This is a genomic window from Chromobacterium sp. FG89, from assembly GCF_057808735.1.
In genome coordinates this window covers 139256-163974 of record NZ_JBMDIQ010000006.1, presented here as the reverse complement: position 1 = coordinate 163974, position 24719 = coordinate 139256, and the positions used below count along the sequence as shown (strand labels likewise).

The window sequence follows — 24719 nt, the reverse complement described above, 5'->3', positions numbered from 1 at the left end:
GTGACCGGCCTCTACGCCCAGCTGCTGGACCTGATCCCGGCCTTCTGGTGGCCGTTCTGCCGGCTGATGGCCGCCTTCAGCGTGGCGCCCTTCATCGGCGAGGGCATGGTGCCGGTGCGGGTGCGCATCGGCCTGGCGCTGGCGCTGTCCGCCGCCACGCTGCCGGCCACCCTGCCGCTGCCCAAGCTGGACCTGTTCTCTCTGGCCGGCGTCGCCGCCAGCATCGAGCAGGCGGTGATCGGCCTCGTCTTCGGCCTCGCCTTTCAGCTGGTGCTGGCGGTGCTGGCCGTGCTCGGCTTCCTGGTGTCCTCGCAGATGGCGCTGTCCATGGCGGTGATGAACGACCCCGGCAACGGCAATTCTTCCGACGTGGTGTCCAGCCTGCTCTACCTGCTGGGCGCCATGATCTTCTTCTCGCTGGACGGCCATTTGCTGCTGATCCAGGTGGTTTACGCCAGCTTCCAGGCCTGGCCGGTGGGCGGCGGCGTGCCGGCCGCCTCGCTGTCCATGCTGGCCGGCGGCGTGGCCTGGGTCTTGTCCGCCGCCATGCTGCTGGCGCTGCCGGCGGTGTTCGCCACCTTCGTGGTGCAGGCCGGCGTGGGCATGATCAACCGGGTGGCACCGTCGCTGAACCTGTTCTCGCTGGGCTTCCCGCTGATTACTCTGTTCGGCCTGGGCACGCTGGGCCTGGTGGCGCGCTTCATCCCCCAGCAATACCTGAACCTGAACGAACAGATGCTGCGCCTGCTGGACGGCATGCTGAGGGCCGGCCATGGCTGAGGGGCGCGGCGGCGACAAAACCGAAAAGGCCACGCCGCACAAGCTGCGGCAGGCGCGCAAGCAAGGCCAGGTGCCGCGCTCGCGCGATCTGGCCGCCGCGCTGGGCCTGTTGTTGGCGCTGAAACTGGCTTTCTGGCTGATGCCGCAGTGGCTGGACGAATTCCGGGAATTGTTCGCGCTGGCCTTCGCCCCGCTCTCCGGCAGCGGCGCGCTGGACAACAGCTGGTCCAAGCTGTTCGCCGGCACCTTGCTGCTGCTGGTCAAGATGGTGCTGCCGCTGGCGGTGATTCCGCTGTGCATGATCGTGGTTTCGCTCTATCCCGGCGGCTGGGTGTTCAGCCTCAACCATCTGCAGCCCAAGCTGGAGCGCTTCAATCCGCTGGCCCACTTCGGCCGCATCGCCTCGGCACGGCACGCCAGCGAGATCGGTAAATCCATCGCCAAGGCGCTGTTGCTGGGCTGGGTGCTGTACCGGCTGAGCCAGAGCGCGCTGGAAGACTTCTTCGCCTTGCAAGGCGCGCCCTTCGCCACCGCTCTCGCCGGCAGCGCCGAGCTGTTGATCAACGCGCTGCTGACCCTGACCGCGGTGTTCATGCTGTTCGCGCTGATCGACCTGCCGCTGCAAATCCTGCTGTTCATGAAGCAGCAGAAAATGAGCAAGCAGGAAATCAAGGAAGAGTACAAGAGCACCGAGGGCCGGCCGGAGATCAAGCAGCGCATCCGCCAGATCCAGATGCAGATGGCCCAGCGCGGCGTGCGCAAGGCGGTGCCCACCGCCGACGTGGTCATCGTCAACCCCGAGCACTACGCGGTGGCGCTGAAATACGATGAGGAGCGCGCCGAGGCACCCTTCATCATCGCCAAGGGCCTGGACGAGATGGCGCTCTACATCCGCCAGGTGGCTCAAGAGCATCAGGTGGACATCGTGCCGCTGCCGCCGCTGGCGCGCGCCGTCTACCACACCACCCAGGTCAACCAACAGATTCCCGCGCCGCTGTACCGAGCGGTGGCGCAAGTCCTGACCTATGTCATGCAACTCAAGGCCTTCCGCAACGGATCGCGCCGTAGCCAGCCGCGGCTGCCGGACGATTTGCCGATCCCGCGCGACATGGCCGATCCCAGAACCGCATCATGAACGCTTTCACTCGACTGCTGGCCGACATCGGCCGCCACAAGATCGCCGCCCCGCTGTTTTTGCTGGCCATACTGGCCATGGTGATGCTGCCCTTGCCGCCGATGGCGCTGGACATGCTGTTCACCTTCAACATCGTGCTGGCCATCATCGTCATCCTGGTCAGCGTCTCCGCCAAGCGGCCGCTGGACTTCTCCGCCTTCCCCACCATCATCCTGGCCACCACCCTGCTCAGGCTGTCGCTGAACGTGGCGTCCACCCGGGTGGTGCTGCTGCACGGCCATGAGGGCACCCACGCCGCCGGCCGGGTGATCGAGGCCTTCGGCCAGGTGGTGATAGGCGGCAACTTCGTCGTCGGCATGGTGGTCTTCGTCATCCTGATGATCATCAACTTCATGGTGGTGACCAAGGGCGCGGAACGGATCTCGGAAGTGTCCGCCCGCTTCACCCTGGACGCGCTGCCCGGCAAGCAGATGGCCATCGACGCCGACCTCAACGCCGGCCTGATCAATCAGGAGCAGGCGCAGCAGCGCCGCCGCGACATCGCCACCGAGGCCGATTTCTACGGCGCGATGGACGGCGCGTCCAAGTTCGTGCGCGGCGACGCCATCGCCGGCATCCTGATCCTGATCATCAATCTCTTCGGCGGCGTGGCCATCGGCGCGCTGATGCACGGCCTGTCCGCCGGCGACGCCTTCCGCCAGTACGCGCTGATGACCATAGGCGACGGTCTGGTGGCGCAGATCCCGGCCCTGCTGCTGTCCTCGGCCGCCGCCATCATCGTCACCCGCATCAGCGACGACGGCGACATGCAGGAGCAGGTGGGCAAGCAGATGCTGGCCTCCCCCACCGTGCTGATGAGCGCCGCCGGCATGATGCTGGTGCTGGCCGCCATCCCCGGCATGCCCTGGCCCACCTTCCTGGGCTTCGCGCTGCTGCTGGGCTTCGTCGCCTGGCGGATGCACCGCCGCCAGCAAGTGCTGCCGAACCAGCCGGACCCGGCGCTGGCGAAAAGCGCGCTGGCCGGCGACGCCGACATCGAACTGGAATGGGGCGCCCTGCCCTATGTGGACACGCTGGGCGTCAATCTGGGCTACAAGCTGGTGTCGCTGCTGGACAAGAGCCAGGGCGCGCCGCTGGCCAAGCGCGTGCGCGGCGTGCGCCAGAGCCTGAGCGAGGGCATGGGCGTGCTGATGCCGCCTGTGAACCTGCGCGACGACCTGCGCCTCAAGCCCTCTCAATACGCCATCCTGCTCAGCGGCAACACCGTGGCCGAGGGCGAGGTCTACGCCGACCGCCTGATGGCCATCCCCTCGCCGGAGCTGTACGGCGAAGTGGACGGCATGCCCGGCGTGGACCCGGCCTACGCGATGCCGGTGACCTGGATCCTGCCCGACGACAAGAGCAAGGCCTTGGGCCTGGGCTATCAGGTGGTGGACTGCGCCAGCGTGGTGGCCACCCATCTGAACAAGGTGATGCGCGAGCACTTGTCCGAGCTGTTCCGCCACGACGACGTGGCCGCCATCAACGAGCGGCTGTCGGCGCTGGCGCCCAAGCTCGCCTCCGCGCTGAACCAGGCGCTGCCGGCGCCCTTGCAGCTCAAGGCCTACCGTCAGCTGCTGACCGACAATGTGTCGCTGAAAGACATCGGCCCCATCGCCAACGCCCTGCTGGACGCCAGCGAAAGCAGCAAGGACCCCATCATGCTGGCGGCCGAGGTGCGCTGCGCGCTGAAACGCCAGATCGTGCAATCCATCCTGGGGCCGCGCGGCGAGATGAAGGCCTTCAATCTGTCCGCCGATCTGGAAAACCTGCTGCTGGGCGCGCTGAGCCAGGCGCAGCAAACCGGCAAGCCGCAGCTGGACAGCTTCCCCATCGACCCCAACGTGCTGCAGCAGCTACAGGCCAATATGCCGGTGGTGCGCGACCAGATGAAACAGCTGGGCCACGCGCCCATCCTGCTGGTGATGCCGCAGATCCGCCCGCTGCTGGCGCGCTACGCGCGCTTGTTCGCGCCGGGCCTGCACGTGCTGTCCTACAACGAAGTGCCGGAAACCCGCGAAGTCAGCCTGACCGGCACCCTGGGCTGAGCGCCCGCCCACGATCAAGCCCGCCGCGGGCGCGCGTCGCCGCGCCCGCACGCTCTTCGCATGATATGCGAAATTACAACACCCTCTTCCCCAAGCCGTCCGCCTCCGCCCAAGCCGCCATCCACCCAATAAAATCAGACACCTAGCCGCCCTTCACCGGCCAAGTCTTACTAGGCCACAGGCATAACACAGCTCGAATCTGTACCAAGGAACAGGTTTCAATCTGTATGCCCAATTTTAAAATGAAAACCTTTTTTGCATTTTCAGCGAAAATTTTTCGCAAATTTTGCAAAAGCTGACTAATATCGGCTAAGTAGAAACCCCAGCGTCGACGTGCCCGCCCCTGCCCGGAAGGCCATCCGCCCTCCGCTCGCCGCCGCCGATAATGAAGAAAGACAGCAGCCCTCCGCCCGCGCCGGCGGCAAGCTGCGGATCAGAACGACCCGATAGTCGCCCTACTCCAAAGACATGCAAATGACACAGAACAAGCCAACCACTGAAATCATCAACGCCAATATCCGCACGCATCTGGAACAGCGCGGCCTGGCGGAGTCGCAACAGGTCAGCCTGATCGAGGAAGTGCTGGGCCTGAGCGCGTCGCAAACCTACCGCAAGCTCAACGGCAGCAGCCAGTGGCAGTTGGGTCAATTGGAGAAGCTGGCGCAATACCTGGGCCTGCCCACCTCCGAGCTGCTGGTGTCGCAAGACAACCGCCGGCCGGTGCGGGTGCCGGACGCCGACCTGATCCCGGCCATCCTCCACCTGACCGACCACACCGAGGAAGCCCATTGCTGGATACAGCTGGGCGACGTGGTCCAGGACGACTCCATCTCGCCGCTCTTGCTGGCGCGCCGCCAGGGTGACAGCTGGCACGTGTATCCGGGCAGCCACGACCGCTGCATCAACGGCCACGAAGTCACCTATCTGGCGGTGCAGCCGCCCAAGCGCGCCAATAACAAACGGCTGCTGGTGGCGGTGTTGGACGATATGGACGCCGACATCCTGGCGGCGGTGCTGGTGCGCCAGGGCCTGTTCGCCCTGCCCTACGAGTCCCCGTCCGAGCTGCTGGCCGCGCTGCCGCACGAGGAGTTCGACGCCTTCGTGCTGGACTGGGTGCTGGGCGACGACGATTGCATGAAAGTGATAGAAACCATACGCCAGCGCTCGGCCACCGTGCCCATCATCGTGCTAACCGGCCACGCCGAGGAATACGAATCCGCCTTGCAGCAGGCGCTGCGCATCCAGGGCGTTTACTACATCGGCAAGCCCACGCCGGGCTCCATCCTGGCGCTGCAGATCACCAATGTGGTGACCGCGGCCCACGATCTGGAAGTCTGAGCAGACCCGCTCCAGCCGCCGAGCGACATGAAAAAGCCCTGGATCTCCAGGGCTTTTTTCTGTCCGGCCATGCGCCGCCGCGTTCAGCCGCGTCGGGCCACCACGTCCAGCATCTGCCGCAGCTGGCCGGCGTCGAAGGGTTTGGCCAGGATGCCGGCGAAACGCTGGGCGCGCGGATCCTGAAACGCCTCCGGGTAAGCGCTCATGCCGACGACGGCGGTCTGTTCGGCGCGCCGGCCGCTCCAGGCCCGTTCCGCCACCTGATAGCCGCTGTCCGCGCCCAGATGCATGTCCAGCAGCACGGTGTCGAAATCGGCCCGCTCCAGCGCCTGCTCGGCCAGCGCCGCCGTCTCCGCGGTGGCCACTTGGTAGCCGTCGCGCTGCAGCAGCTCGGCCAGGGTGTCGCGGATGTCGGCGTCGTCGTCCACGATCAGCACCGACTGCGGACCGGCCGACTCCAGCGCCTGCACCGGCAGGCGCACGGTGAAGCAGGCGCCCTTGCCCTCGGCGCTGTCCAGCTCGATGCAGCCGCCGAACAGATTGACCAACTCCTTGACGATGGACAGACCCAGGCCGCAGCTGCCGGCGCGGCGGTGCTTGCCCTGGATGAAGGGCTGGAAAATGCGCTGCTGATACTCCAGCGGAATGCCCACGCCGGTGTCGCGCACCTGCAGCACCAGTTCATGGTGGCCGGTGGCGCGCAGGCAGGACACGCTGACCGTCACCGCGCCGCTGTCGGTGTAGCGGATGGCGTTGGACACCAGATTGCCCACCACCTGGCGCAGCCTGACCTCGTCCAGCACCACCTTGGCCGGCAGCGGCCCGGCCTGGTAGTTCAGCGCCAGGCCCTTGGCGTCGGCCAGCGGCCGCATCACGTCCATGGTGGCTTGCAGCACCTCGGCCAAGGGCATGGGCTGCGGATTCATCCGCAGCTTCATATTGCGGATGGCGCTGATGTCCATGATGTCGTGCACCTGGGCCGACAAATGCGACACGCTGGTTTTCAAACGCTGCAAGGCGGTGCGCGCGGTCTTCTGGCCGTCCGCCACCGGCTCCAGCAGCTCGATGCACACCTGCATGGACTGCAAGGGCGAGCGGATCTCGTGGCTCAGCGTGGCCAGGAAGGTGGTGCGGTCCAGCTCCATCGCCACCGTGGCCTGATGCGCGGACTGTTCCTTCTCCAGCAAGGCCTGTTTGGCGCTGGCCAAACGCTTGACCGAGCTGTAGCGCGACAACAGCAGGATGACCGCGCAGATCACGCCCCACAACACCGATTGCAGATACAGCACATTGCTGCGCTGGCGGTCCAGGTCCTCCAGCCGCTCGGTGCGGCTCTTGACCTCGGCCACCCTCGCCTCCACGGCGAAGGCCATCAGTTGCGGCCGCAGCAGATCGATGCGCTCCAGCAGCGCCGGCGCCGAGTCCAGCGCCGGGTGGCTGAAGGCGGGGTCGTTGAACAATTGCTGGTAATCCGCCACCAGGGTGTCGAAGCCCTTCACCTGGCGCAGCAACATCTGCACCCGCACCGGCGCCGGTTCGGCAAACACGTGGAAACGGCTATTGGCCACTTCCAGCCGCCGCAACAACTCGTCTTGCTTGATGCGGCCGGCCTGGAAACCCACCAGCGCGGACTTGGCGCGCTCCATTTCCAGCTGGAACTGCGCCACCGACCAATACAAATCCTCGCTGCTATTGGCCACGGAATTGACCTTGCCCAGCTGGCTGATGCTGTAATACATGCCGCCGGCGGCGGTGATCAGCACCAGCAAGCCCACCCACAGCATGCGCCGGCCCTCCGGCCAGCCGCCCCAGCCGGAAATCAGCCGCCGCAGGCGGCTGAGCCAGCCCGGCGCGGCGTCGGACGACGCTTGATTGTCCTGGTCCATCAGTTCACCACCAAACCGTCTATCTGCCAGATCAGCTTGGCGTCCAGCGCCGGCCCCTTGGCCGAATCCGGCATCTGCTCCAGCGGATACATCAACCACAAGGGCCCGTAGCGGGCCACGTTCATCGGCTGCTGATTGAAGCGGCGCGCCAGGATGGCGCGATACTTGACCAGCTCGCTGACCGGAATGGAATAGGTATAGTCGTTGAGCGCCACGAACTGGGCCTGGTGGCCGTAGGCGCCCACTTTATTCAGAATGTCCCGCACCAGCGGCCCGCTGAAGGTGGCCTTGGGCGTCCAGCTGGTGGCGGTGACCAGCGAAGTTTGCGGCAAGGCCATCAGCGCGCTCTCGCGGAACTCGTACACGCCGCGCGCCGAATCGGTGAAATGGCTGATCTTGCCCGACACCACCAGCAAAACCGGATCGTCGCCGGCCCGGCACGCTTGCGCCAGCAGGGCGAAAACCAGCAAGCAAAAGACTCTCTTCATCTTGGCCAACGCTTCACTTGATTGAAAAACCGTACCGCCGCGCGCTGCTGGGCAACAGCCGGCGGCAGTTGAGAACCCGTTCGCGATCCGCGGGCCGCTTCGGCCGCGGCGCCCGTTTCGCGGGCTTGCCCCGCGGGATGGCGAACAACTTCTAAAAAAAATCGGCACGCGGGACCTGTGCCGCTTCGCCGCCGCAAACGGCGCCGCCCGCGGGCGGCCCGTTCTGGCGGCCGGCTTACTCTTCCAGCAGACGCTTCACCACGTCCACGTATTCCTGCTTGGCCTCGTCGCTGCCCTTGCCTTTCAGCTTTTCCCAGGCGTCGAATTTGGCGCGGTTGATGAAGTCCATCATGCCCGGGCGCTCGCCGGCGGCGTCGCCTTCGGTCGCCTGCTTGAACAGCGCGTACAGCTGCAACAGGGTCTGGTTGTCCGGACGCTCGGACAGGGTCTTGACATCGGCCTGAGCCTGGGTGAACAGAGTCTGCAGATCAGACATGGGAATTCCTTTGTTGAAGACCGGGACGTTCGTACGCCCCTGATTGGAGATGTTAGCCTCCGGCAAGCAGCGCCGGAGAGCGGAATTTACCACGAACCCGCGCCCTTGGTCAGCCGCCGGCCCGGCGTCCGGCCTCAATTTTGTTCCACCGGCTCGCTCCAAGGCCGCCCTGGCCCGGGAGAGCCTTGAACAGGCTTGAGAACGTGTTCGCGATCTCGCGAGCTAAGGCGAGACAAGGCGAAAACGTCTGAGAAAGCGGAGTGCGCACGCGGCGCATCAGCCTTTCGAAGGGGCGCTCACCGCGCAACGCCCCACGACGCGCGGCAGATCGTAAACACGTTCTAAGGCCGGCCCGGCGCCGCCGTTTCCGTCAACGGCGCCGTCTCCAGCAGAATTCGTTTATAGCTCTTCACCGCAATGCCGTCTTTGCGCGCAGGCAAGAAGCGCGCGCGCCGGAACGGCTCCAGCTGCGCGTCGCCGTCCGCCGGCGCCGCGCCCGCCCATTGCGCCGCGTCCACCCCGCCCTGCTCATTGATATAGACGCGCAGCTCGAACACCGGCGGATCCCCAGGCATATCGGCCAGTATCGGCGGCACGATGGGCTCCAGCGGCTCCGCCAGGCGCTCCAGCTGTCCGGCCGGATAATAAAGGTCCAGGCCCAGCCGCTGCGGCAGCCCCTCATCGGCGGCGGCGGCTTGCTCGCCGTTTGCCGCCGGCGCGGAGGCTTCCGGCGCGGGGACGGACGCGGCCGCCGGCAGCGTCTCCTGCCTCGGCGCCGACGCCTCCGCCAAGGCCTGCGACGCCCCGGGCCCGGTCATGGCCGGCGGCAGGGCGGCCGGCTCCGCGGCAAGGCCGGAAGCCGCGGGCCGGACGGCGTCCCGCGCCGCGCTGGCAGCGGGCGGCGCGGCGGACAGACGCACGCTCAGACCGGAAACCGCGCCCTGCGCGCCGCCGGCCGGCCACGGCGCGAACAAGGCCAGCCCGTGCAAGGCCAGCGACAGCGACAGGCCCAGCAACAGGCGGTCGCCGTCGGACAAGCGCCGGCCCGGCCGCGCCGTCATCGCCGTCCGCCTGGCGCGACAACGGCCTGCCCCGGCGTCGCGCGGACGCAGGGGCAGGCCGTGGAATTCCGCTTAGCGGCGCCTGCCTTCATGCGCTCACTTGGCGTTGAGCAGCTTCTCGATATCGTCGCCATCGATCGCGCCCGGCACCAGCTGGCCGTTGGCGAAGATCAGGCCCGGCGTGCCGGTGATGCCCAGCTTCTCGCCCAGCTGCTGAATCTTCTCCAGCGGAGTGTCGCAATTGTCCGGACCGGTCAGCGGCTTGCCGTCGCGCATGAAGCCGGACCAGGCCGCCACTTTGTCGGGCGAGCACCAGATCTGCTTGGACTTGCGCATCGCGTCCGGGTGCAACTGGGACAGCGGGTAGAGGAAGGTGTAGATGGTCACGTTGTCCAGATTCTTCAGGCCTTCGCGCTCCAGCTTCTTGCAGAACGGGCAGTCCGGATCGGAGAACACCGCCAGCTTGCGTTCGCCCTTGCCGCGCACTTCCTTCAGCGCGTATTCAAACGGCAGCGACTTGAAGTCCACCTTGTTCAGCTCGGCCATTTTCTTCTCGGTCAGGCTTTCCTTCTTCACCGCGTCGATCAGATCGCCGACAAACAGATAGCTGGCGTCGGCGTTGGTGTACACCACCTGCTTATTGTCCACCACCACCTCGAAAATCCCCTTCACCGGGGTGGCGCTCACCGCCTTGACCGGCTTGCCGGGGAAACGGCCTTCAAACGCCTTCTTCACGTCGCCGGCGTTGCCGCTGCCGGCGGCTTGCGAGCAAGCGGCCAGCGCCATCATCAGGGAGGCGCCCAGCGCCAGGGACTTCAGGTTCTTCTTCATCAATCTTTATCCTTGAAAGGAGGTTCAGTAACCAATCGCCTGCCGAGCGAATTGCCGCTTCAAAGGCTTCAGGCAATTGGTCAGGTTCAAGCCGGTGTTGCGCAGCCAGGACAGGCCCGGCCCTTGGGCGTGAAACAGCTGGAACAAGCCGTCGCAGCCCAATTGCATGGTTTTCACCGCTTCGCGCCGCCGGCGCTCGTAACGGCGCAGCAGCATCCAGTCTCCGGCGTCGCGTTCGCCGGCCAACAGCGCGGCCAATTGCGCCGCGTCCTGGATGCCCAGGTTCACCCCCTGGCCGGCCAGGGGATGCACGGTGTGGGCCGCGTCGCCCACCAGGACCACGCGCTCCGCCGCCACCCGCTCCGGCTGGATCAAGCGCAGCGGAAACGCCGCCGCGGGGGTGAGGCAGGTCAACTCGCCCAGCTCCCGTCCTCCGGCCGCCGCCACCGTCGCCGCCAGTTGCTCCGGCGGCAGCTCCAGCAAGCGCGAGGGATCAGAAGTTGACCACACCATGGAAATTCGGTTCCCGGCCATGGGCAGCCAGGCCAGGATGCTGTCGCCGGTGAACCATTGCCGCGCCACGCCGCCGTGCGGGCGTTCGCAGTCGAAATTGGCCACCACCCCGCTCTGGCCGTAGGGTTTGACGCTGGCGTTCAAGCCGGCCTGCTCGCGCACCCAGGAGTTGGCGCCGTCGGCGCCGGCCAGCAAGGCGGCGCTCAAGCGGCGGCCGTCTTCCAGCGTCAGCTCCGCGCCCAGCGCGTCAGCGCTCAGCGCCCGCGGCAAGACTCCGCTCAGGCAATCGACGCTAGACGCCGCCAGCCGCCGCCACAGCGCGGCCAGCAGCCAGCGGTTCTCGGCGATCCAGGCCAGCGCCGGCTCGCCGGCGTCGCTGGCGGCGAACTCGATGCGGCCGCCGGCGTCGCCGCGCACATCCATCGCCTCAATCGCGCCCAGGCGCTCGGCGCCGGGCCAGGCGTCCAGGCTCTCCAGGAAACGGCGATTGGCCGGGCTCACCGCGTAGATGCGCGCGTCCCAGCCCTGGTCCAGGTCCTGAAGCTCGGGCGGCCGCCCTTCGAGCAAGGCCACCCGCTTGCCCGCGCGGTCCAGCGCCAGCGCCAGGCTGGCGCCCACCAGACCGCCGCCGACCACGATCACGTCGTACTGCAATGCTTTCACATCCGCTCCCATCAGACGCCGAACACCAAATGGCTGGCGAACTTGCGCCGCAGCGGCGGCAGCGCGTCCAGCGCGCTGAGGCCGACGCTGCGCATGGCGCTGACCACCGGATGGTGGCCGTCGAACAATTTGATCAAACCGTGGGTGAAGCCCACCACCGCGTGGCTGTCCACCCGCCGCGCCGCCGCGTAGGCCGCCAGCGCGGCGGCATCGCCGGGATCGGCCACGCCGGCCAGCGCCGCGCTAAGGCCGGCGGCGTCGCGCAGGCCCAGGTTCAGGCCCTGCGCCGCCACCGGGTGCATGGTTTGCGCGGCGTTGCCTATCATCGCCACCCGGCCGCTGACCACGCGGTTGAGCTGCTTCAGCGCCAGCGGAAACGCCGCGCGCGGCCCCACGTCCAGGATGCGGCCCTGGCGCTCGCCGAAGGCCTGCTGCAAGGCGGCGGCCACCTCGGCGTCGTCGGCCGCCTGCAAGCGGGCGGCGTCCTCGGCGCTGCGGGTCCACACCAACATATAAGCGTCGCCGTGCGGCAGCAGGGCCAGCGGCCCGTCATGGGCGAAGCGCTCATAGGCCACGCCCTTGGACGGCAATTCGGTGCGCACCTCGGCCAACACCGCGCACTGGCGGTAATCGTGGCTCAGGCGCTTGACGCCGGGCAGGCTTTCCGCCAACGCGCCGCCCTCGGCCATCACCGCCAGCCGGCAGGTCAACACGCTCTCGCCGGCGTCCGACTCCACCGTCGCCACCGCGTAATGGCTGAGGCTTTTGACCGCCCGCACCCGGTGCCGCCACAGCACGCGCACGCCGGCGCGCTCCAGCGCGCCGCCCAGCGCCGCCACCAGCGCCGGATAATCCACCACCGCGCCCAGGTGCGGCAGGCCCACGTCCTCGCCCTGCAACAGGGTGCGGCCGCAAGCGCCTTGCTGCGACACGTGCACGCTGTCGATCACGGATGCCGGCAAATCCTCCGGCCAGGCGCCGGCTTCGCGCAGCAGTTCGCGGCTGTGCCAGGACAGCGCCAGCGCGCGCGCGTCGCGCACCGCCTCGTCGCGGCCGCGGGCTTCCACCAAGGTCACCTCGCGGCCGGCGCGCGCCAGCCGCAAGGCGGCCAGCGCCCCCACCGGGCCGCCGCCTATGATCACCACATCCGCATGTTCATTTGTCTGTTGCTGCATTCTGTTTCCTCCTGTTTCCTCGGGACACAGGCTCCGGAATTCAATCCTGATTCATCAGCGCCTCGATCTCGTCGATGCGCTTGGGCACGCCGCCGGTATAGACCTCGCAGCCCTGCTCGGTGATCAACACATCGTCCTCGATGCGCACGCCGATATGATGCAGCGCGGCCGGCACTCCGTCCGCCGGGCGGATGTACAAGCCCGGCTCCACCGTCACGCACATGCCGGGCTGGTAAGCGCGCCACAGGCCGTTGCGCTTGCGCGCGCCCACGTCGTGCACGTCCAGGCCGATCAGATGGCCGATGCCGTGCATGTAAAACTGGCGGTAAGCGCCGGATTCGATCACCCCGTCCACGCTGCCTTGCAGCAGCCCCAGGTCCAGCATGCCCTGGACCAGCACCGCCAGCGCGGCGTCGCCGGACGCGTTCCAGGGAACATTGGGCCCCAAGGCGGCGATGGCCGCCGCCTGCGCCGCCAGCACCACTTCGTAGACGTCGCGCTGCGGGCCGCTGAAGCGGCCGTTGATCGGGAAACTGCGGGTGATGTCGCCGGCGTAGCCTTCCAGCTCGCAGCCGGCGTCGATCAACAGCATTTCGCCGTCGCGCAGCAAGCCGTTGTTGGCGCAGTAATGCAGGGTGCAGGCATGGGCGCCGCCGGCGACGATGCTTTCGTAGGAAGGCTGGCGCGCGCCGCGGCTGACGAAGGCGTGCAGGATTTCCGCCTCGATCTGGTATTCATGCAGGCCAGGCCGGGTGGCGCGCATCGCCTGCACATGACCGGCGGCGGAAATCTCGCCGGCGCGGCGCAGCAGCGCGATCTCGCTGTCGTCCTTGATCAGGCGCATCTCGTCCAGCAGCGCGTGCACGTCGCCGTAGCAGCTGGGCGCCGGCGCGCCGTGGTAGGCGCGCTGACGCAGGCTGTCCAGCCAGCCGTTGACGCGCACGTCGAATTTGGCGTCGCGGCCCAGGCTCCAGCACAGCCGGCCGCAACCGGACAGCAGTTCCAGCATCCGCGCGTCCAGCTCGGCGACGGGATAAGCCTCGTCGAAGCCGAAAGCCTCGGCCGCCGCCTGCGGCCCGTGGCGGAAGCCTTCCCAGATTTCCATGTCCGGATTCTTGTCGCGACAGAACAGGATGGACTTGCCGCTGCGCCCGTCCAGCACCAACACCGCTTCCGGCTCGGCGAAGCCGGTCAGGTACAGGAAATGGCTGTCCGGGCGATAGGGATAGAAATTATCGGCGTTGCGCACCGCTTCCGGCGCGGTGGGCAGCACCGCGACGGCGTCGCCCAGGGCGGACAGCAGGCGGGCGCGGCGTGCGGCATGAGGCGTGGGCATGGCGGAATCCAGGCAAGGGACCGACGCGGTCGTAAAAGCGGCAGTTTACACCGCCGCCCGCGCCAACCCAAGCCCCGCCGCCGCGCCTCAGGTCGCGGCGGACAGCATCCACTCATGCGCCGGGTCGTTGTGGAAGCGCCATTCGCGGCGCGGCCCGGCCATCACGTTGAGGTAGTAGGATTCATAACCGTGCGGCACGCACACCGGATGATAGCCGCGCGGCACCAGCATCACGTCGCCGTCCTCCACCGCGTGGGATTGGTCCAGATCGCGCTCGTCGGTGTAGACGCGCTGGAACACGAAGCCCTGCGCCGGGCTCACCCGGTGGTAATAGGTTTCCTCCAGCTGGCTTTCCGCCGGCAGCGCGTCGCGGTCGTGCTTGTGCGGCGGATAGCTGGACGAATGGCCGGACGGGGTGCGCACTTCCACCACCAGCAGGCCGTCCGCCTCCGCCTGCTGCGGCAGGATGTCGGTGACGTAGCGGGTGTTGCTCCCCTGCCCGCGCACGCTCTGCGCCATGTCTTGCGGCCGGATCAGCCGCGGCGGCCGGATCAGCGGCCGGCCCGGCGCCGAACACAAAGCCACTTCGGCCGCGCTGCGGGCGACGATGCGCAATGCACAGCCGGCGGGAATATAAGCCGCCCACGGCGCTTGCCCGTCGAACACATCGGCGCGGCCGCCCACGCCCGGCCAGCGCTGTTCGCCGGCGATGAGGTCGACGACGCCGGCCAGCACCACCACGCAGCATTCCCGTTCCGCTTGCAGCCAGTCCTCGGCCTCGCCGTCGGCCAGGCGCAAGGCGCGGAAACCGACATGGCGCCAGCCGGCGGAGGCCGGGGTGATGTCGGCGGCGACGCGGCCGGCCGTCGCCTTGACGCGCAAATCAGGCTGATTCATGCGCAGCTCCTTTCCGGCGCGCCGGCGCGGATGGCGGCCACCAGCCCGGCCAGGGTGCGGAAGCCCAGATCGGCGTAGCGGTAGCTGGGCGCCACCACCGGGTCCTGCTCCGCCTCCACCACCAGCCAGCCGCGATAGCCGTGCTCGGCCAGCATGCGCAGCAGGGCTTCGAAATCGATGACGCCGTCGCCGGGCACGGTGAACACACCGTTGAGCACCGACTCCAGAAAGCTCCAGCCGCGGTTGCGCGCCAGCCGCGCCACCTGCGGGCGGATGTCCTTGCAATGGACGTGGACCACGCGGCCGATATGGCGGCGCAGCACCGCCAGCGGTTCGCCGCCGGCGAAGGCGATGTGGCCGCTGTCGAACAGCAGGCCCACTTCCGGGCCGGTGACCGTCATCAGCGCGTCCACATCGTCCGGGGTTTCGACGTAGGCGCCCATATGGTGATGGTAGGCCAGCGTCAGGCCGTGGCTTTGCAGGTGGCGGCCGAAGGCGTTCAGCCGCTCGCCGTAATCGCGCCATTGCCGCTCCGAACCAAAGCGCGGACGCTGGCTCAGGGGGCGCGGCTGGCCCTGTATCGCCTGCGCCACTTCACCGTAGACCATCACCCGGCAGCCGCTGGCGGCCAACAAGCGCAGATGCGGCTCCACGGCGGCGATTTCCTCATCCACACCGCGCTCGGCCAGACGGCCGGAATGCCAGCCGGACACGCATTGCAGGCCGTGCGGCGCCAGCGCCGCCGCCAGCGCTTCCGGCTGGCGCGGGAATTTATTGCCCAGCTCAAAACCGCGGTAGCCGATGGCCGCGCCTTCGGCCAGCGCCTGTTCCAGCGAGATTTCGCCGCCCAGCGACGGCAGGTCGTCATTGCTCCAGGAAATCGGATTGATGCCGATTTTCACGTCGAATGCATGCATTGCGCTGTTCCCCGCTATTCGTATTGACGCCGGCGCAGCCGGTCTTCGTAAGCCTGGCGCGCGGCGCGGACCTCGGCCCGTTCCGACACCTCCGGCACCGCCACTTCCCACCAGCAGCCGCCGGCCTCGGTGGTGCGCGCCGGATCGGTGTCGATCGCGATCAGATAACTGCGTTCCGCGGCGCGGGCGCGGACCAGCGCAGCCTCCAGGCCGGCGATGTCGGCCACGTGCTCGGCCTCGGCGCCCAGCGCGCGGGCATGGGCGGCGAAATCCACCCGCGGCGCGCCGTGGCGGCCCTGGCGGCAGTCGTCCAGCAGATTGTTGAACGGCGCGCCGCCGCAGGCCTGCTGCAGCCGGTTGATGCAGCCGTAGCCGCGGTTGTCCAGCAGCACCACGATCAGTTTCTGGTCCAGCATCACCGAGGTGGCCAGCTCGCTGTTCATCATCAGATAGCTGCCGTCGCCCACCATCACGATGACTTCGCGCTCCGGCCGCGCCATCTTCACGCCCAGGCCGCCGGCGATTTCATAGCCCATGCAGGAATAGCCGTATTCCAGGTGGTAGCCGCCCGGCGTCGCGGCGCGCCACAGCTTGTGCAGCTCGGCCGGCAGGGTGCCGGCGGCGCAGACCACGATGTCGTCGCGCGCGGAGCCGGGGTGGCGCTGCACCGCGCCTATCACCTCCCCGTCGTAAGGCAGGCCGTGCGGCTGGCGCTGACCGGTGACGCGCTCCGTCTCCGCGCGCCAGTCATCGGCCAGCGCGCGCGCCTCGGCGCTCCAGCCGGCGTCGGCGCTCCAGCCGTCCAGCCGCGCCGACAGCGCGTCCAGGCATAGCGCGGCGTCGCCGCTCAGGGCCACGGCGTCGGCCTTGATCCCGTCCAGCGCGTTGACGTTGACGCTGAGCAGCCGCGCCTGGCGGAACAGCTGCCCGGAGCCGGTGCTGAAGTCCTGCAAGCGGCTGCCCAGCGCCAGCACCAGGTCGGCCCGTTCCGCCAGCCGGTTGGCGGCCGGCGAGCCGGTGACGCCGATCGCGCCCAATTGCAGCGGGTGGTCCCAGGACAAGGCGCTCTTGCCGGCCTGGGTCTCGGCCACCGGCGCGCCGTGGCGCTCGGCGAAGGCGCGCAAGGCCGCCGCGCCGCCGGCGCTGTAGAGCACGCCGCCGCCGGCCACGATCAGCGGCCGCCGCGCGGCGGCCAGCGCCCGCGCCGCCCGCTCCAGCGCGTCCGGTTCCGGCGGCGGCGCGGCGATGCGCCACAGCCGCGGCCGGAACCAGTCGGCCGGATAATCCCAGGCCATGGTCTGCACGTCCTGCGGCAGCGCCAGCGTGGCCGGCCCGCATTGAGCCGGATCGGTCAGCACCGCCAGCGCGCGCGGCAGCGCCGTGAGCAGCTGCGCCGGGTGGACGATGCGGTCGAAATAGCGCGACACCGGCCGCAGGCAGTCGTTGACCGACAGCGTGCCGTCCTGCGGCGCTTCCAGTTGCTGCAGCACCGGGTCCGGCGCTCGCGACACGAACACGTCGCCGGGCAAGAGCAGCAAGGGCAGCCGGTTGACGTGGGCCAGCGCCGCGGCGGTGACCAGATTGGTGGCGCCGGGGCCGATGGAGCTGCTCACCGCCATCATCCGGCGGCGGAAATGGGCTTTGGCGTAGGCGATGGCGGCGTGGGCCATGCCCTGCTCATTGTGGGCGCGCCAGGTGGGCAGGCTGTCGCCGGCCTGCTGCAGCGCCTCGCCCAGGCCGGCGACATTGCCGTGGCCGAAGATGGCCCACACCCCGGCGAACAGCGGCAGCTCCTCGCCGTCCAGTTCCACTCGCTGCGCGGCCAGATAGCGCACCAACGCCTGGGCCATGGTTAAACGAATCGTGCTCATCGCGCGCCCTCCTGGCTGAGCGCGCGGCCGGCCGCTCCGCGTTCCTCGCGCCACACCGCCACCAGCTCGGCAAAACGCGCGCCGGCCTCGGCCACCAGGCCGGCGTCGTCGATCTCGCCGGCCAGCCAGCGTTCGGCCGGCCGCTGGAACAGGCTGCGCCCCACCATGAAGCCGCGGCAGCTGCGGCTGGCGCGCGCGGCGGCGAAGCCCTGGCGCAGCACGTCCAAGGGCGCGTTCAGTCCCAGCAGCACCACGCCACGGCAATAGGGATCGCGCTCGGCGATCAGCGCGTCCAGCGCCGGCCATTGCGCGGCGGCGGGCGGCTCCAGCTTCCACCAGTCCGGGTGGATGCCCAGGTTGTACAGGCGCTTGAGCGCGCGGTAGACGGTGTCGTCGGCGCGCGGCAAATCCTTGGACGGGATGATTTCCAGCAGCAATTCGTGGCCGCTGGCCTGGGCGGCGTCGTAGAGCGCGCGGACCTGCGCCTCCTGCTCCAGCCGGTTGTCCAGCTCATCGTCCGGGTGGTACTGGACCAGGCATTTGATCACCTGCTCGCGCGGCCAGGCGTTCAAGGCGCCGGCCATCGCGCGGCCTTGCTCGAACACCAGCGGATTGGAGCCGGGCAGCTCCACCGGCCGGCCCACCCACCAGCCGCGGCCGGTGGCGGCGGACAGCGCGTCGGCGCCGTAGCGCTCGTCGATCAACACCCCCACCCGCCCGTGCAGATTCAGCCGCTGCTCGACGTCGGCCACCGCTTGCACCAGCAGTTGCTTCAAACGCGGCAGCCGCGCCTCGTCCGCGCCCGCCGCGCGCGCCAGTTCGAAGAACTGGCTGCGGTGGTCGAAGGCGAACACGCACAATTCGTCCCAGCGCGGCCGCGCCGCGCTGACCCGATGCAGCCGGCTCAAGGCCGCGTCCTCGCCCGGCCGCCGCATCGGCGCGGCGAGAAAGCGCTCCAGCTCGGCCGGGGTCGGCATCGCCGGCGCGCAGCCGTGGCGCGACACCACCAGCGCGCCGCAGGCGTTGGCGCGGCGGCAGCATTCGGCGTAGTCGCCGCCGCGCAGCCAGGCGGACAGGAAGCCGGCCAGGAAGGCGTCGCCGGCGCCCAGCACATTCATCACCTCCACTGGCGCGCCGGCCACGCTGAAGGCGTCCTCGATGCGCGCCGGCACCGCGTCGGGAATCACCGCGCAGCCCAAGGGGCCCAGCTTGACCACCAGCACCGCCCGGCTCAGTGCGCGCACCCGGGCCAAGGCCGGCATCAGCTCGGCCGCGCCGCCGGCGATCAGGAACTCCTCCTCGGTGCCGACGATGAGGTCGAACTCGGAGAGCAGCTTCTGCAAATGAGCGCTGACCTCCTCGCTGGCGATGTAGCGGGTTTCGCCGTCGCCGCGGCCGGCCAGGCCCCACAGCACCGGCCGGTAATCGATGTCCAGCACCGTGCGCGCGTCGTGGCGGCGCGCGTATTGCAGCGCGCGGCGGCTGGCCGCCTCCACCCCGGGCCGCGACAGATGGGTGCCGGTGATCAGCAAGGCCTGGCTGCCGGCGATGAAGTCCTCGTCGATGTCCTCGACGCCGAGCGCCATGTCGGCGCAGTTTTCGCGGTAGAACAGCAGAGGGAAGGTGTCGCGGTCCTTGATGCCCAGCAGGGTCAGGGCGGTCAGCCGCTCCGGGTCCACCCTCACCTGGCTGACGTCGCAGCCTTCGGCGCTCAGGGTCTTGAGCAGGAAACGCCCCATCTGCTCGTCGCCGACGCGGGACAGCATCGCCGATTTCAAACCCAGCCGGGCCGCGCCGAAAGCGATGTTGGCGGAGGAGCCGCCCAGGTATTTGGCGAAGCTGGCCGCGTCTTCCAGCGGCGCGCCCAGCTGCTGCGCGTACAGGTCCACCGCCAGCCGGCCCAGGCAGACCAGGTCGCGGTCGCGGCCGCTGGCGAAACGGGTGGTGTTTTGCATGCTAGATCTACCTTTCAGATATGGACGCCGTCCAGCTCGGCCATCAGTTTCTGCATTTCCGCGCCGCCGGCCATCATGTCCAGCACCTCCTCCTTGCTGACCGCGTCCTTGGCGTAAGTGCCGAGCGAGCGGCCGCGGTTGAGCAGGGTGAAGCGGTCGCCTATCGGGTAAGCGTGGTTGACGTTGTGGGTGATGAAGATCACCGAGATGCCCTTGTCGCGCGCCTTGGAAATCAGCTTGAGCACATTGACGCTCTGCTTGACGCCCAGCGCGGCGGTGGGCTCGTCCAGGATCAGCACCCGCGCGCCGAAGTAAATGGCGCGAGCGATGGCCAGGCATTGCTTCTCGCCGCCGGACAGGGTGCCTATCGCCTGATGCGGGTCGCGAATGTGGATGCCCATTTCCGCCAGCTTGTCGCGCGCCACTTCGCCGGCCAGTTCCAGATCCAGCACCGGCAGCAGACCCAGCCATTTCTTCATCGGCTCGCGGCCCAGGAAGAAATTGCGCGCCACCGACATCAGCGGCACCAGGGCCAGATCCTGGTAAACGGTGGCGATGCCCTGGTCCAGCGCCTGGCGCGGCGAGTCGAAGCGCACCGGCTGTCCGTCCACCCGGTATTCGCCGCCGCTGGGCCGGTGCACCCCGGCCAGGGTCTTGATCAGCGTGGACTTGCCGGCGCCGTTGTCGCCCAGCAGGCAATGCACCTCGCCGCGGCGCAGCTGCAGATCCACCTTCTGCAAGGCGATCACCGAACCGAAGGTCTTGCTGACCTGATCCAGCTCCAGGATGTAGTCGTCACACGGTTTCATCTTCGACTCCTTGCGGCCCGCGGCCAGGATTGTTCAGCGCAGCGGCTGCGGCAAGGCGCGCCGACGCGGACAGTACATTGAGTACGGCAAGGAGGCGCAACGCGGCCGCAGGGATTTTGCCGGTCGTGACCATCATTTGGCCTCCGTCACGCGGCGTCTGACATAGTGATTGAACAACACCGCCATCAGCAGCATCAGGCCGAGGAAAACGCGGAACCAGTCGGAATTGATATTGGTGTAGGTGATGCCGATCTGCACCACGCCGAAGATCAGCGCGCCGAAGCAGGCGCCCACCACCGAGCCGTAGCCGCCGGTGAGCAGACAGCCGCCTATCACCGCGGCGATGATGGCCTCGAACTCCTTTTGCAGGCCGCGGTCCGCGGCGGCGGAACCCACGTCGCACACTTGCAGCACCGCGAACAGGCAGGCGCAGAAGGCGGTGAACATGAACAGGCCTATCTTCACCTGCTTGACCGGCACCCCCACGTTCTTGGCGGCGTTGGCGTCGCCGCCGGCGGCGAAGATCCAGTTGCCGATCCGGGTGCGCGCCAGCACGAAGGCCGCGATCGCCGCCAGCGCCAGCCACCACAGCAGCACCTTGGGCACGCCGGCCGCCGCCGCGCCGCCGTCCGGCAGGGAGGCGATGGCGCCGATGCCGGCCAGCCAGTGGAACAGGCCGGCGCCGACATGGCCGACGAACAGCCATTGCGCCAGCGGGTCCGCCGCCGCCAGATCGCCGACGCCGCTGACGATGGTGCGGTTAGCGAACAGAATGGACAGCGCCAGCGTCAGGCCGCGCAGGATGAAGAGAAAAGCCAGGGTGACGATGAAGGACGGCAGCCGGGTCTTGAGCACCAGATAGCCGTTGAGCCAGCCCACCGCCAGCGAACCGGCGAAGGCGAACAGGACGGCCAGCCAGAACGGCCAGCCGAAGTACAGCGGCGGAATCGCCACCATCATGCCGGCGAAGCCTATCATCGAGCCCAGGCTCAGATCGAACTCGCCGGCTATCATCAGCAGGCAGGCGCCGATGGCGATGATGCCGAGATAGGCCGCCACCTGCGACCAGTTGACGATGCCGTCCACCGCGAACATGCCGGAACCGCCGGCGCCGACGCCGAACACCGCGAACACCAGCGCCGCGCCGGCGACGGCGGCGAATTCCGGCCGGCCCATCAGCCGGTCGAACAGCGACAGCCGCCGCACTCTTTCATCATCGCCGGGCGGCGCCATGCGGATGCCCGCGGCCTTGCCCGGGCTGGCCTTGCTCATGCTCATAGCTATGCTCCTCGCCCCGCAGCCGTCGCGGCGCCGGGCGTCAGATCCATCGGGAAACGGCGGTCAGCGGAACTGCCCGGCGTACTTCTCCACCTTGGCGATATTGTCCTTGGTGACGAAGCCGGGGCCGGAGTTGATGTGACGGCCCTTGTAGAGGGGGGCCAGCCCGTACTCCCTCAGCCGGGCCTGGAATTTGGGATTGGCCTTGAGCGCCGCTTCCACCTTGACCGGGTCCGCGGTCTTGTCGCGTTTCATGATGGCCAGCGCCGCCACCGGGATATAGCCCTGCAGATAGGGTTGCTGGTCGATGGCGAACTTGATGGTGCCGTCCTTGATCGCCTTGGAAATGTCCTCGGACAGGTCGAAGGTGGCGAAGTAGAGCTTGCCGGCCAGGCCCATCTTCTTCACCGCCTTGATCGCCGGGCTGGCCGAGGTCGGCCCCAGCGTCAGCAGCGCCTGGGTGCCGGGATTGTTGCGCAGATAGGCGCTGACCTTGCTTTCGATGCCGGTGGGGTCGTCGCCGGCGTCCAGCGTGGATTTGCGCACATCGGCGCCGATGGCGTCGGCGAAGCCCTTGCAGCGCTCGAAGGAGGCCGGGTTGGTGGCGTAGTGGTTGACGCAGAGGAAGCTCTTGATCCCGGCGGCCTTGGCCTGCTTGCCGGAATCGAAGCCGGCGTCGTACTCCGGCTGGCCGACGTGCAGCAAGGCGCCCAGGCTTTCGCTTTGCTTGACGGTGCCGGAATTGATGGTGACCAGCGGAATCTTCTTGGCCACCACCTGGCCCAGCGGCCGCTTCAGCACATCGTAATCGGCGATGCTGGCGATCACGCCGTCGTAATTGCGCGCCGCCGCCTGCTCGATCAAGCGCGCCATATCGGCCAGGTCGCCATTGGGTGGATTGCGGTAATCCACCTGTACGTTGAAATCCTCGCCGGCCTGCTTGATGGCGTTCTTGATGGTGTTCCACCAGGCGTCGGAATCCGGCGCGTGGCTGACCAGCACGAAACGGGCGTCGGCCGCCAAGGCCGGCTGGGCCAGCGCGCAGAGCGCCAGCGCCGCCGCGGGCAGTGCCCGCCTCCACTTACACTTCCAGGATCGCTGCTGCATCTCTCTCCTCCTTCTTCTCCGCCGGCCCATCGTGGGGCCCGCTATGGTGTCGGCCGCGGCCACTGTCTGGCGTCGGGCGTGAAATCACCTTAAGAGCTTTCGCTCTATTCTGCAAATAATTTTCCAAATGTGTTTTTCAATAGAAAATTATTTTCGAACACAAGGACAAAACGTATACTGGTCAAAACCTTAGGAAAGCCCGCCCATGGCCAACACCGTCCCCGCCGAGGAATTGATGCAGCGCATCGCCGCCGAATACGACACGCTGAGCAAGCAGCTGAAAGTGATTGCCGGCTACGTGGAGCAGCACCGGGGCACGCTGATGCTGCAACGCATTACCGACATCGCCCAGGCTTGCGAGGTGCAGCCTTCGGCCATCGTCCGCTTCGCCCAGCGCTTCGGCTTCGCCGGCTTTTCCGATATGCAGGCCGTGTTCCGTGACGCATTTACGCCACAGGGCGCGCCGCAGCCCAATTACCGCCAGCGCATTCAGAGCCTGATCGCCAGCCGCGACGAGCAGCGCTCCGCCGCCGGCATGACCCGGGACTTCATCGCCGCCTGCCAGCAAGGTCTGCAGGAACTGGACGCCGCGCTGGACGAGGCGCAGCTGGAGGCGGCGGTGGAACTGCTGCTGAACGCCGACAACATCTACGTGACCGGGGTGCGGCGCATGTTTCCCATCGCCTCCTACATCGCCTACGCCTTGCAGCACACCGCCAAGAAAGTGCATCTGCTGTCCGGCCTGGGCGGCATGTTTCCGCAGCAAATCCGCAGCATTGGCGAACAAGACGTGCTGATCGCCATCAGCTTCCAGCCCTATGGCAAGGAAAGCCGCTATTGCGCGCGGGTGGCGGCGCAGCACAAGGCCAAGCAGTTGGTGATCACCGACAGCCAGCTCAGCCCGCTGGCGCGCGGGGCCGACGCGGTATTGACGGTCAGGGAAGGCTCGGCCTTCTCCTTCCGTTCGCTGACCAGCACCATCTGCCTGTGCCAGGCGCTGTTCATCGCGCTGGCCTGCCGGCTGGAGCTGAACATAGAAGAAACCAAGGAGACTGGAGGATATGATGATTGACGCAGCGCTGTTCGGAGCCGGCCGCATCGGCAAGATCCACGCCGCCAACCTAGCCCGCCTGCCGGGCATGCGGCTCAAATACGTGGTGGACAGTCACGCGCCGGCGGCGCGGGAGCTGGCCGCCGCCCACGGCGCCGAGGCCTGCGCCGCGGAACAAGCGCTGGACGATCCCGCGGTGCGCGCCGTCATCATCGCCGCCAGCACCGACACCCACGCCGAGCTGATCCTGGCCGCCGCCGCGCGCGGCAAGGCCATCTTCTGCGAAAAACCGGTGGACCTGGAGCTGGAGCGCGCGCGCCAGTGCGCCCAGGCGGTGGCCGCGGCCGGCGTGCCCTGCCTGATCGGCTTCCAGCGCCGCTACGACCCCACCTTCGCCGCGCTCAAGGCCAGGCTGGCCGCCGGCGAGATCGGCGCGCCGGAAATGCTGATCGTCACCAGCCGAGACCCCGGCGCGCCGCCGCTGGACTATATCCGCCGCTCCGGCGGCATCTTCAAGGACATGCTGATCCACGACTTCGACATCTGCCGCTGGATCCTGGACGACGAAGTCCTCAGCGTGCACGCCAGCGCCAGCGCGCTGAGCGACCCGGCCATCGCCGCCGCCGGCGACGCCGACAGCGCGGCGGTGACGCTGCGCACCCGCCAGGGCCGGCTGTGCCAGATCAACACCAGCCGCCGCGCCGCCTACGGCTATGACCAGCGCTTCGAAGTGCTGGGCAGCCGCGGCATGCTGCAGGCCGGCAACCACCGGCCCACCGAGGTGATCGCCTACGGCGAGCGCGCCGTGGCCGCCGACTTGCCGGAGCCCTTCTTCCTGGAGCGCTACCGCCAGGCCTACGCCGCCGAGATGGCCCACTTCCTGGAGGTGATCCGCGACGGCGCCGCGCCGCGCACCACGGTGGAGGACGGCGTGCGCGCGCTGGAACTGGCCGACGCCGCCACCCGCTCCTGGCGCTCGGGTCAGGTCGTCGAATTGGATCCGGTCTAAGAGCCTGTTCACAATCTCGCGAGCAAGAGCGAGACA

At 68.1% G+C, this 24719-nt stretch carries 22 protein-coding genes; 6 read left to right on the top strand and 16 right to left on the bottom strand.

Features of this window, described 5'->3' with window-relative positions:
- The 4 genes from fliR to ACODRW_RS08285 all read left to right on the top strand — a co-directional run bounded on the left by fliR (nucleotide 1) and on the right by ACODRW_RS08285 (nucleotide 5340).
- Nucleotides 1–780, top strand: a complete 780-nt coding sequence (gene fliR, locus ACODRW_RS08300) for a flagellar biosynthetic protein FliR (protein WP_227104215.1) — start codon at nucleotides 1–3, stop codon at nucleotides 778–780.
- Entirely contained in the window at nucleotides 773–1915 is a 1143-nt protein-coding gene (flhB, locus tag ACODRW_RS08295) for a flagellar type III secretion system protein FlhB (protein ID WP_107798655.1), read from the top strand. Before fliR ends, flhB begins: the two co-directional genes overlap by 8 nt.
- On the top strand, nucleotides 1912–4002 hold the full coding sequence (locus ACODRW_RS08290) for a flagellar biosynthesis protein FlhA (RefSeq protein WP_488905517.1): 2091 nt from the start codon (nucleotides 1912–1914) through the stop codon (nucleotides 4000–4002). The genes flhB and ACODRW_RS08290 overlap by 4 nt, the downstream gene beginning before the upstream one ends.
- 474 nt (nucleotides 4003–4476) lie before the next feature.
- The gene (locus tag ACODRW_RS08285; RefSeq protein WP_158274251.1) at nucleotides 4477–5340 is read left to right on the top strand and encodes a helix-turn-helix domain-containing protein; all 864 of its coding nucleotides are present in this window, start codon (nucleotides 4477–4479) and stop codon (nucleotides 5338–5340) included.
- Nucleotides 5341–5423: 83 nt separating this feature from the next.
- On the opposite strand, the gene ACODRW_RS08280 is transcribed toward ACODRW_RS08285, so the two are convergent.
- The 16 genes from ACODRW_RS08280 to ACODRW_RS08205 all read right to left on the bottom strand — a co-directional run bounded on the left by ACODRW_RS08280 (nucleotide 5424) and on the right by ACODRW_RS08205 (nucleotide 22623).
- Nucleotides 5424–7226, bottom strand: coding sequence for an ATP-binding response regulator (locus tag ACODRW_RS08280; protein WP_227104219.1), 1803 nt, complete (start codon nucleotides 7224–7226; stop codon nucleotides 5424–5426).
- The gene (locus ACODRW_RS08275) at nucleotides 7226–7696 is read right to left on the bottom strand and encodes a putative pterin-binding protein (RefSeq protein WP_158274250.1); all 471 of its coding nucleotides are present in this window, start codon (nucleotides 7694–7696) and stop codon (nucleotides 7226–7228) included. The genes ACODRW_RS08280 and ACODRW_RS08275 overlap by 1 nt, the downstream gene beginning before the upstream one ends.
- A 253-nt stretch (nucleotides 7697–7949) precedes the next feature.
- Nucleotides 7950–8210, bottom strand: coding sequence for an acyl-CoA-binding protein (locus tag ACODRW_RS08270; protein WP_019101840.1), 261 nt, complete (start codon nucleotides 8208–8210; stop codon nucleotides 7950–7952).
- 341 nt (nucleotides 8211–8551) lie between these two features.
- Complete coding sequence (locus ACODRW_RS08265; protein WP_488905516.1) at nucleotides 8552–9271, bottom strand: energy transducer TonB; 720 nt, start codon at nucleotides 9269–9271, stop codon at nucleotides 8552–8554.
- Between the two features lie 96 nt (nucleotides 9272–9367).
- On the bottom strand, nucleotides 9368–10102 hold the full coding sequence (locus tag ACODRW_RS08260) for a thioredoxin fold domain-containing protein (RefSeq protein ID WP_107800060.1): 735 nt from the start codon (nucleotides 10100–10102) through the stop codon (nucleotides 9368–9370).
- A 24-nt stretch (nucleotides 10103–10126) separates the two neighbouring features.
- Nucleotides 10127–11278, bottom strand: coding sequence for a UbiH/UbiF family hydroxylase (locus tag ACODRW_RS08255; protein WP_488905515.1), 1152 nt, complete (start codon nucleotides 11276–11278; stop codon nucleotides 10127–10129).
- A gap of 11 nt (nucleotides 11279–11289) precedes the next feature.
- Nucleotides 11290–12453: an FAD-dependent oxidoreductase gene (locus ACODRW_RS08250; RefSeq protein ID WP_488905514.1), complete on the bottom strand. Its 1164-nt coding sequence runs from the start codon at nucleotides 12451–12453 to the stop codon at nucleotides 11290–11292.
- Nucleotides 12454–12493: 40 nt separating this feature from the next.
- A complete protein-coding gene (locus tag ACODRW_RS08245) occupies nucleotides 12494–13789 on the bottom strand; it encodes an aminopeptidase P N-terminal domain-containing protein (protein ID WP_488877430.1) in 1296 nt (431 codons plus the stop codon).
- An 87-nt stretch (nucleotides 13790–13876) separates the two neighbouring features.
- Nucleotides 13877–14686 (bottom strand): 5-deoxy-glucuronate isomerase, encoded by an 810-nt coding sequence (gene iolB / locus ACODRW_RS08240; RefSeq protein WP_488905513.1) that lies wholly within the window; start codon nucleotides 14684–14686, stop codon nucleotides 13877–13879.
- Nucleotides 14683–15603 (bottom strand): myo-inosose-2 dehydratase, encoded by a 921-nt coding sequence (gene iolE / locus ACODRW_RS08235; protein WP_488905512.1) that lies wholly within the window; start codon nucleotides 15601–15603, stop codon nucleotides 14683–14685. Before iolE ends, iolB begins: the two co-directional genes overlap by 4 nt.
- A gap of 14 nt (nucleotides 15604–15617) precedes the next feature.
- The gene (gene iolD / locus ACODRW_RS08230) at nucleotides 15618–17474 is read right to left on the bottom strand and encodes a 3D-(3,5/4)-trihydroxycyclohexane-1,2-dione acylhydrolase (decyclizing) (protein ID WP_488905511.1); all 1857 of its coding nucleotides are present in this window, start codon (nucleotides 17472–17474) and stop codon (nucleotides 15618–15620) included.
- Nucleotides 17471–19429, bottom strand: a complete 1959-nt coding sequence (locus tag ACODRW_RS08225; protein ID WP_488905510.1) for a bifunctional 5-dehydro-2-deoxygluconokinase/5-dehydro-2-deoxyphosphogluconate aldolase — start codon at nucleotides 19427–19429, stop codon at nucleotides 17471–17473. The genes iolD and ACODRW_RS08225 overlap by 4 nt, the downstream gene beginning before the upstream one ends.
- 14 nt (nucleotides 19430–19443) lie before the next feature.
- Nucleotides 19444–20238, bottom strand: coding sequence for an ATP-binding cassette domain-containing protein (locus tag ACODRW_RS08220; RefSeq protein WP_231461293.1), 795 nt, complete (start codon nucleotides 20236–20238; stop codon nucleotides 19444–19446).
- Nucleotides 20225–20374: a hypothetical protein gene (locus ACODRW_RS08215; RefSeq protein ID WP_488905509.1), complete on the bottom strand. Its 150-nt coding sequence runs from the start codon at nucleotides 20372–20374 to the stop codon at nucleotides 20225–20227. Before ACODRW_RS08215 ends, ACODRW_RS08220 begins: the two co-directional genes overlap by 14 nt.
- Nucleotides 20371–21516, bottom strand: coding sequence for an ABC transporter permease (locus ACODRW_RS08210; protein ID WP_082150805.1), 1146 nt, complete (start codon nucleotides 21514–21516; stop codon nucleotides 20371–20373). Before ACODRW_RS08210 ends, ACODRW_RS08215 begins: the two co-directional genes overlap by 4 nt.
- 63 nt (nucleotides 21517–21579) lie before the next feature.
- Entirely contained in the window at nucleotides 21580–22623 is a 1044-nt protein-coding gene (locus ACODRW_RS08205; protein ID WP_253313953.1) for a sugar ABC transporter substrate-binding protein, read from the bottom strand.
- 205 nt (nucleotides 22624–22828) lie between these two features.
- On the opposite strand from ACODRW_RS08205, the gene ACODRW_RS08200 reads away from it, so the two are divergent.
- Both ACODRW_RS08200 and iolG read left to right on the top strand, forming a co-directional pair.
- Nucleotides 22829–23695, top strand: coding sequence for a MurR/RpiR family transcriptional regulator (locus ACODRW_RS08200; protein WP_231461297.1), 867 nt, complete (start codon nucleotides 22829–22831; stop codon nucleotides 23693–23695).
- Entirely contained in the window at nucleotides 23685–24683 is a 999-nt protein-coding gene (iolG, locus tag ACODRW_RS08195; RefSeq protein ID WP_253313954.1) for an inositol 2-dehydrogenase, read from the top strand. The genes ACODRW_RS08200 and iolG overlap by 11 nt, the downstream gene beginning before the upstream one ends.
- Nucleotides 24684–24719 lie beyond the last annotated feature (36 nt).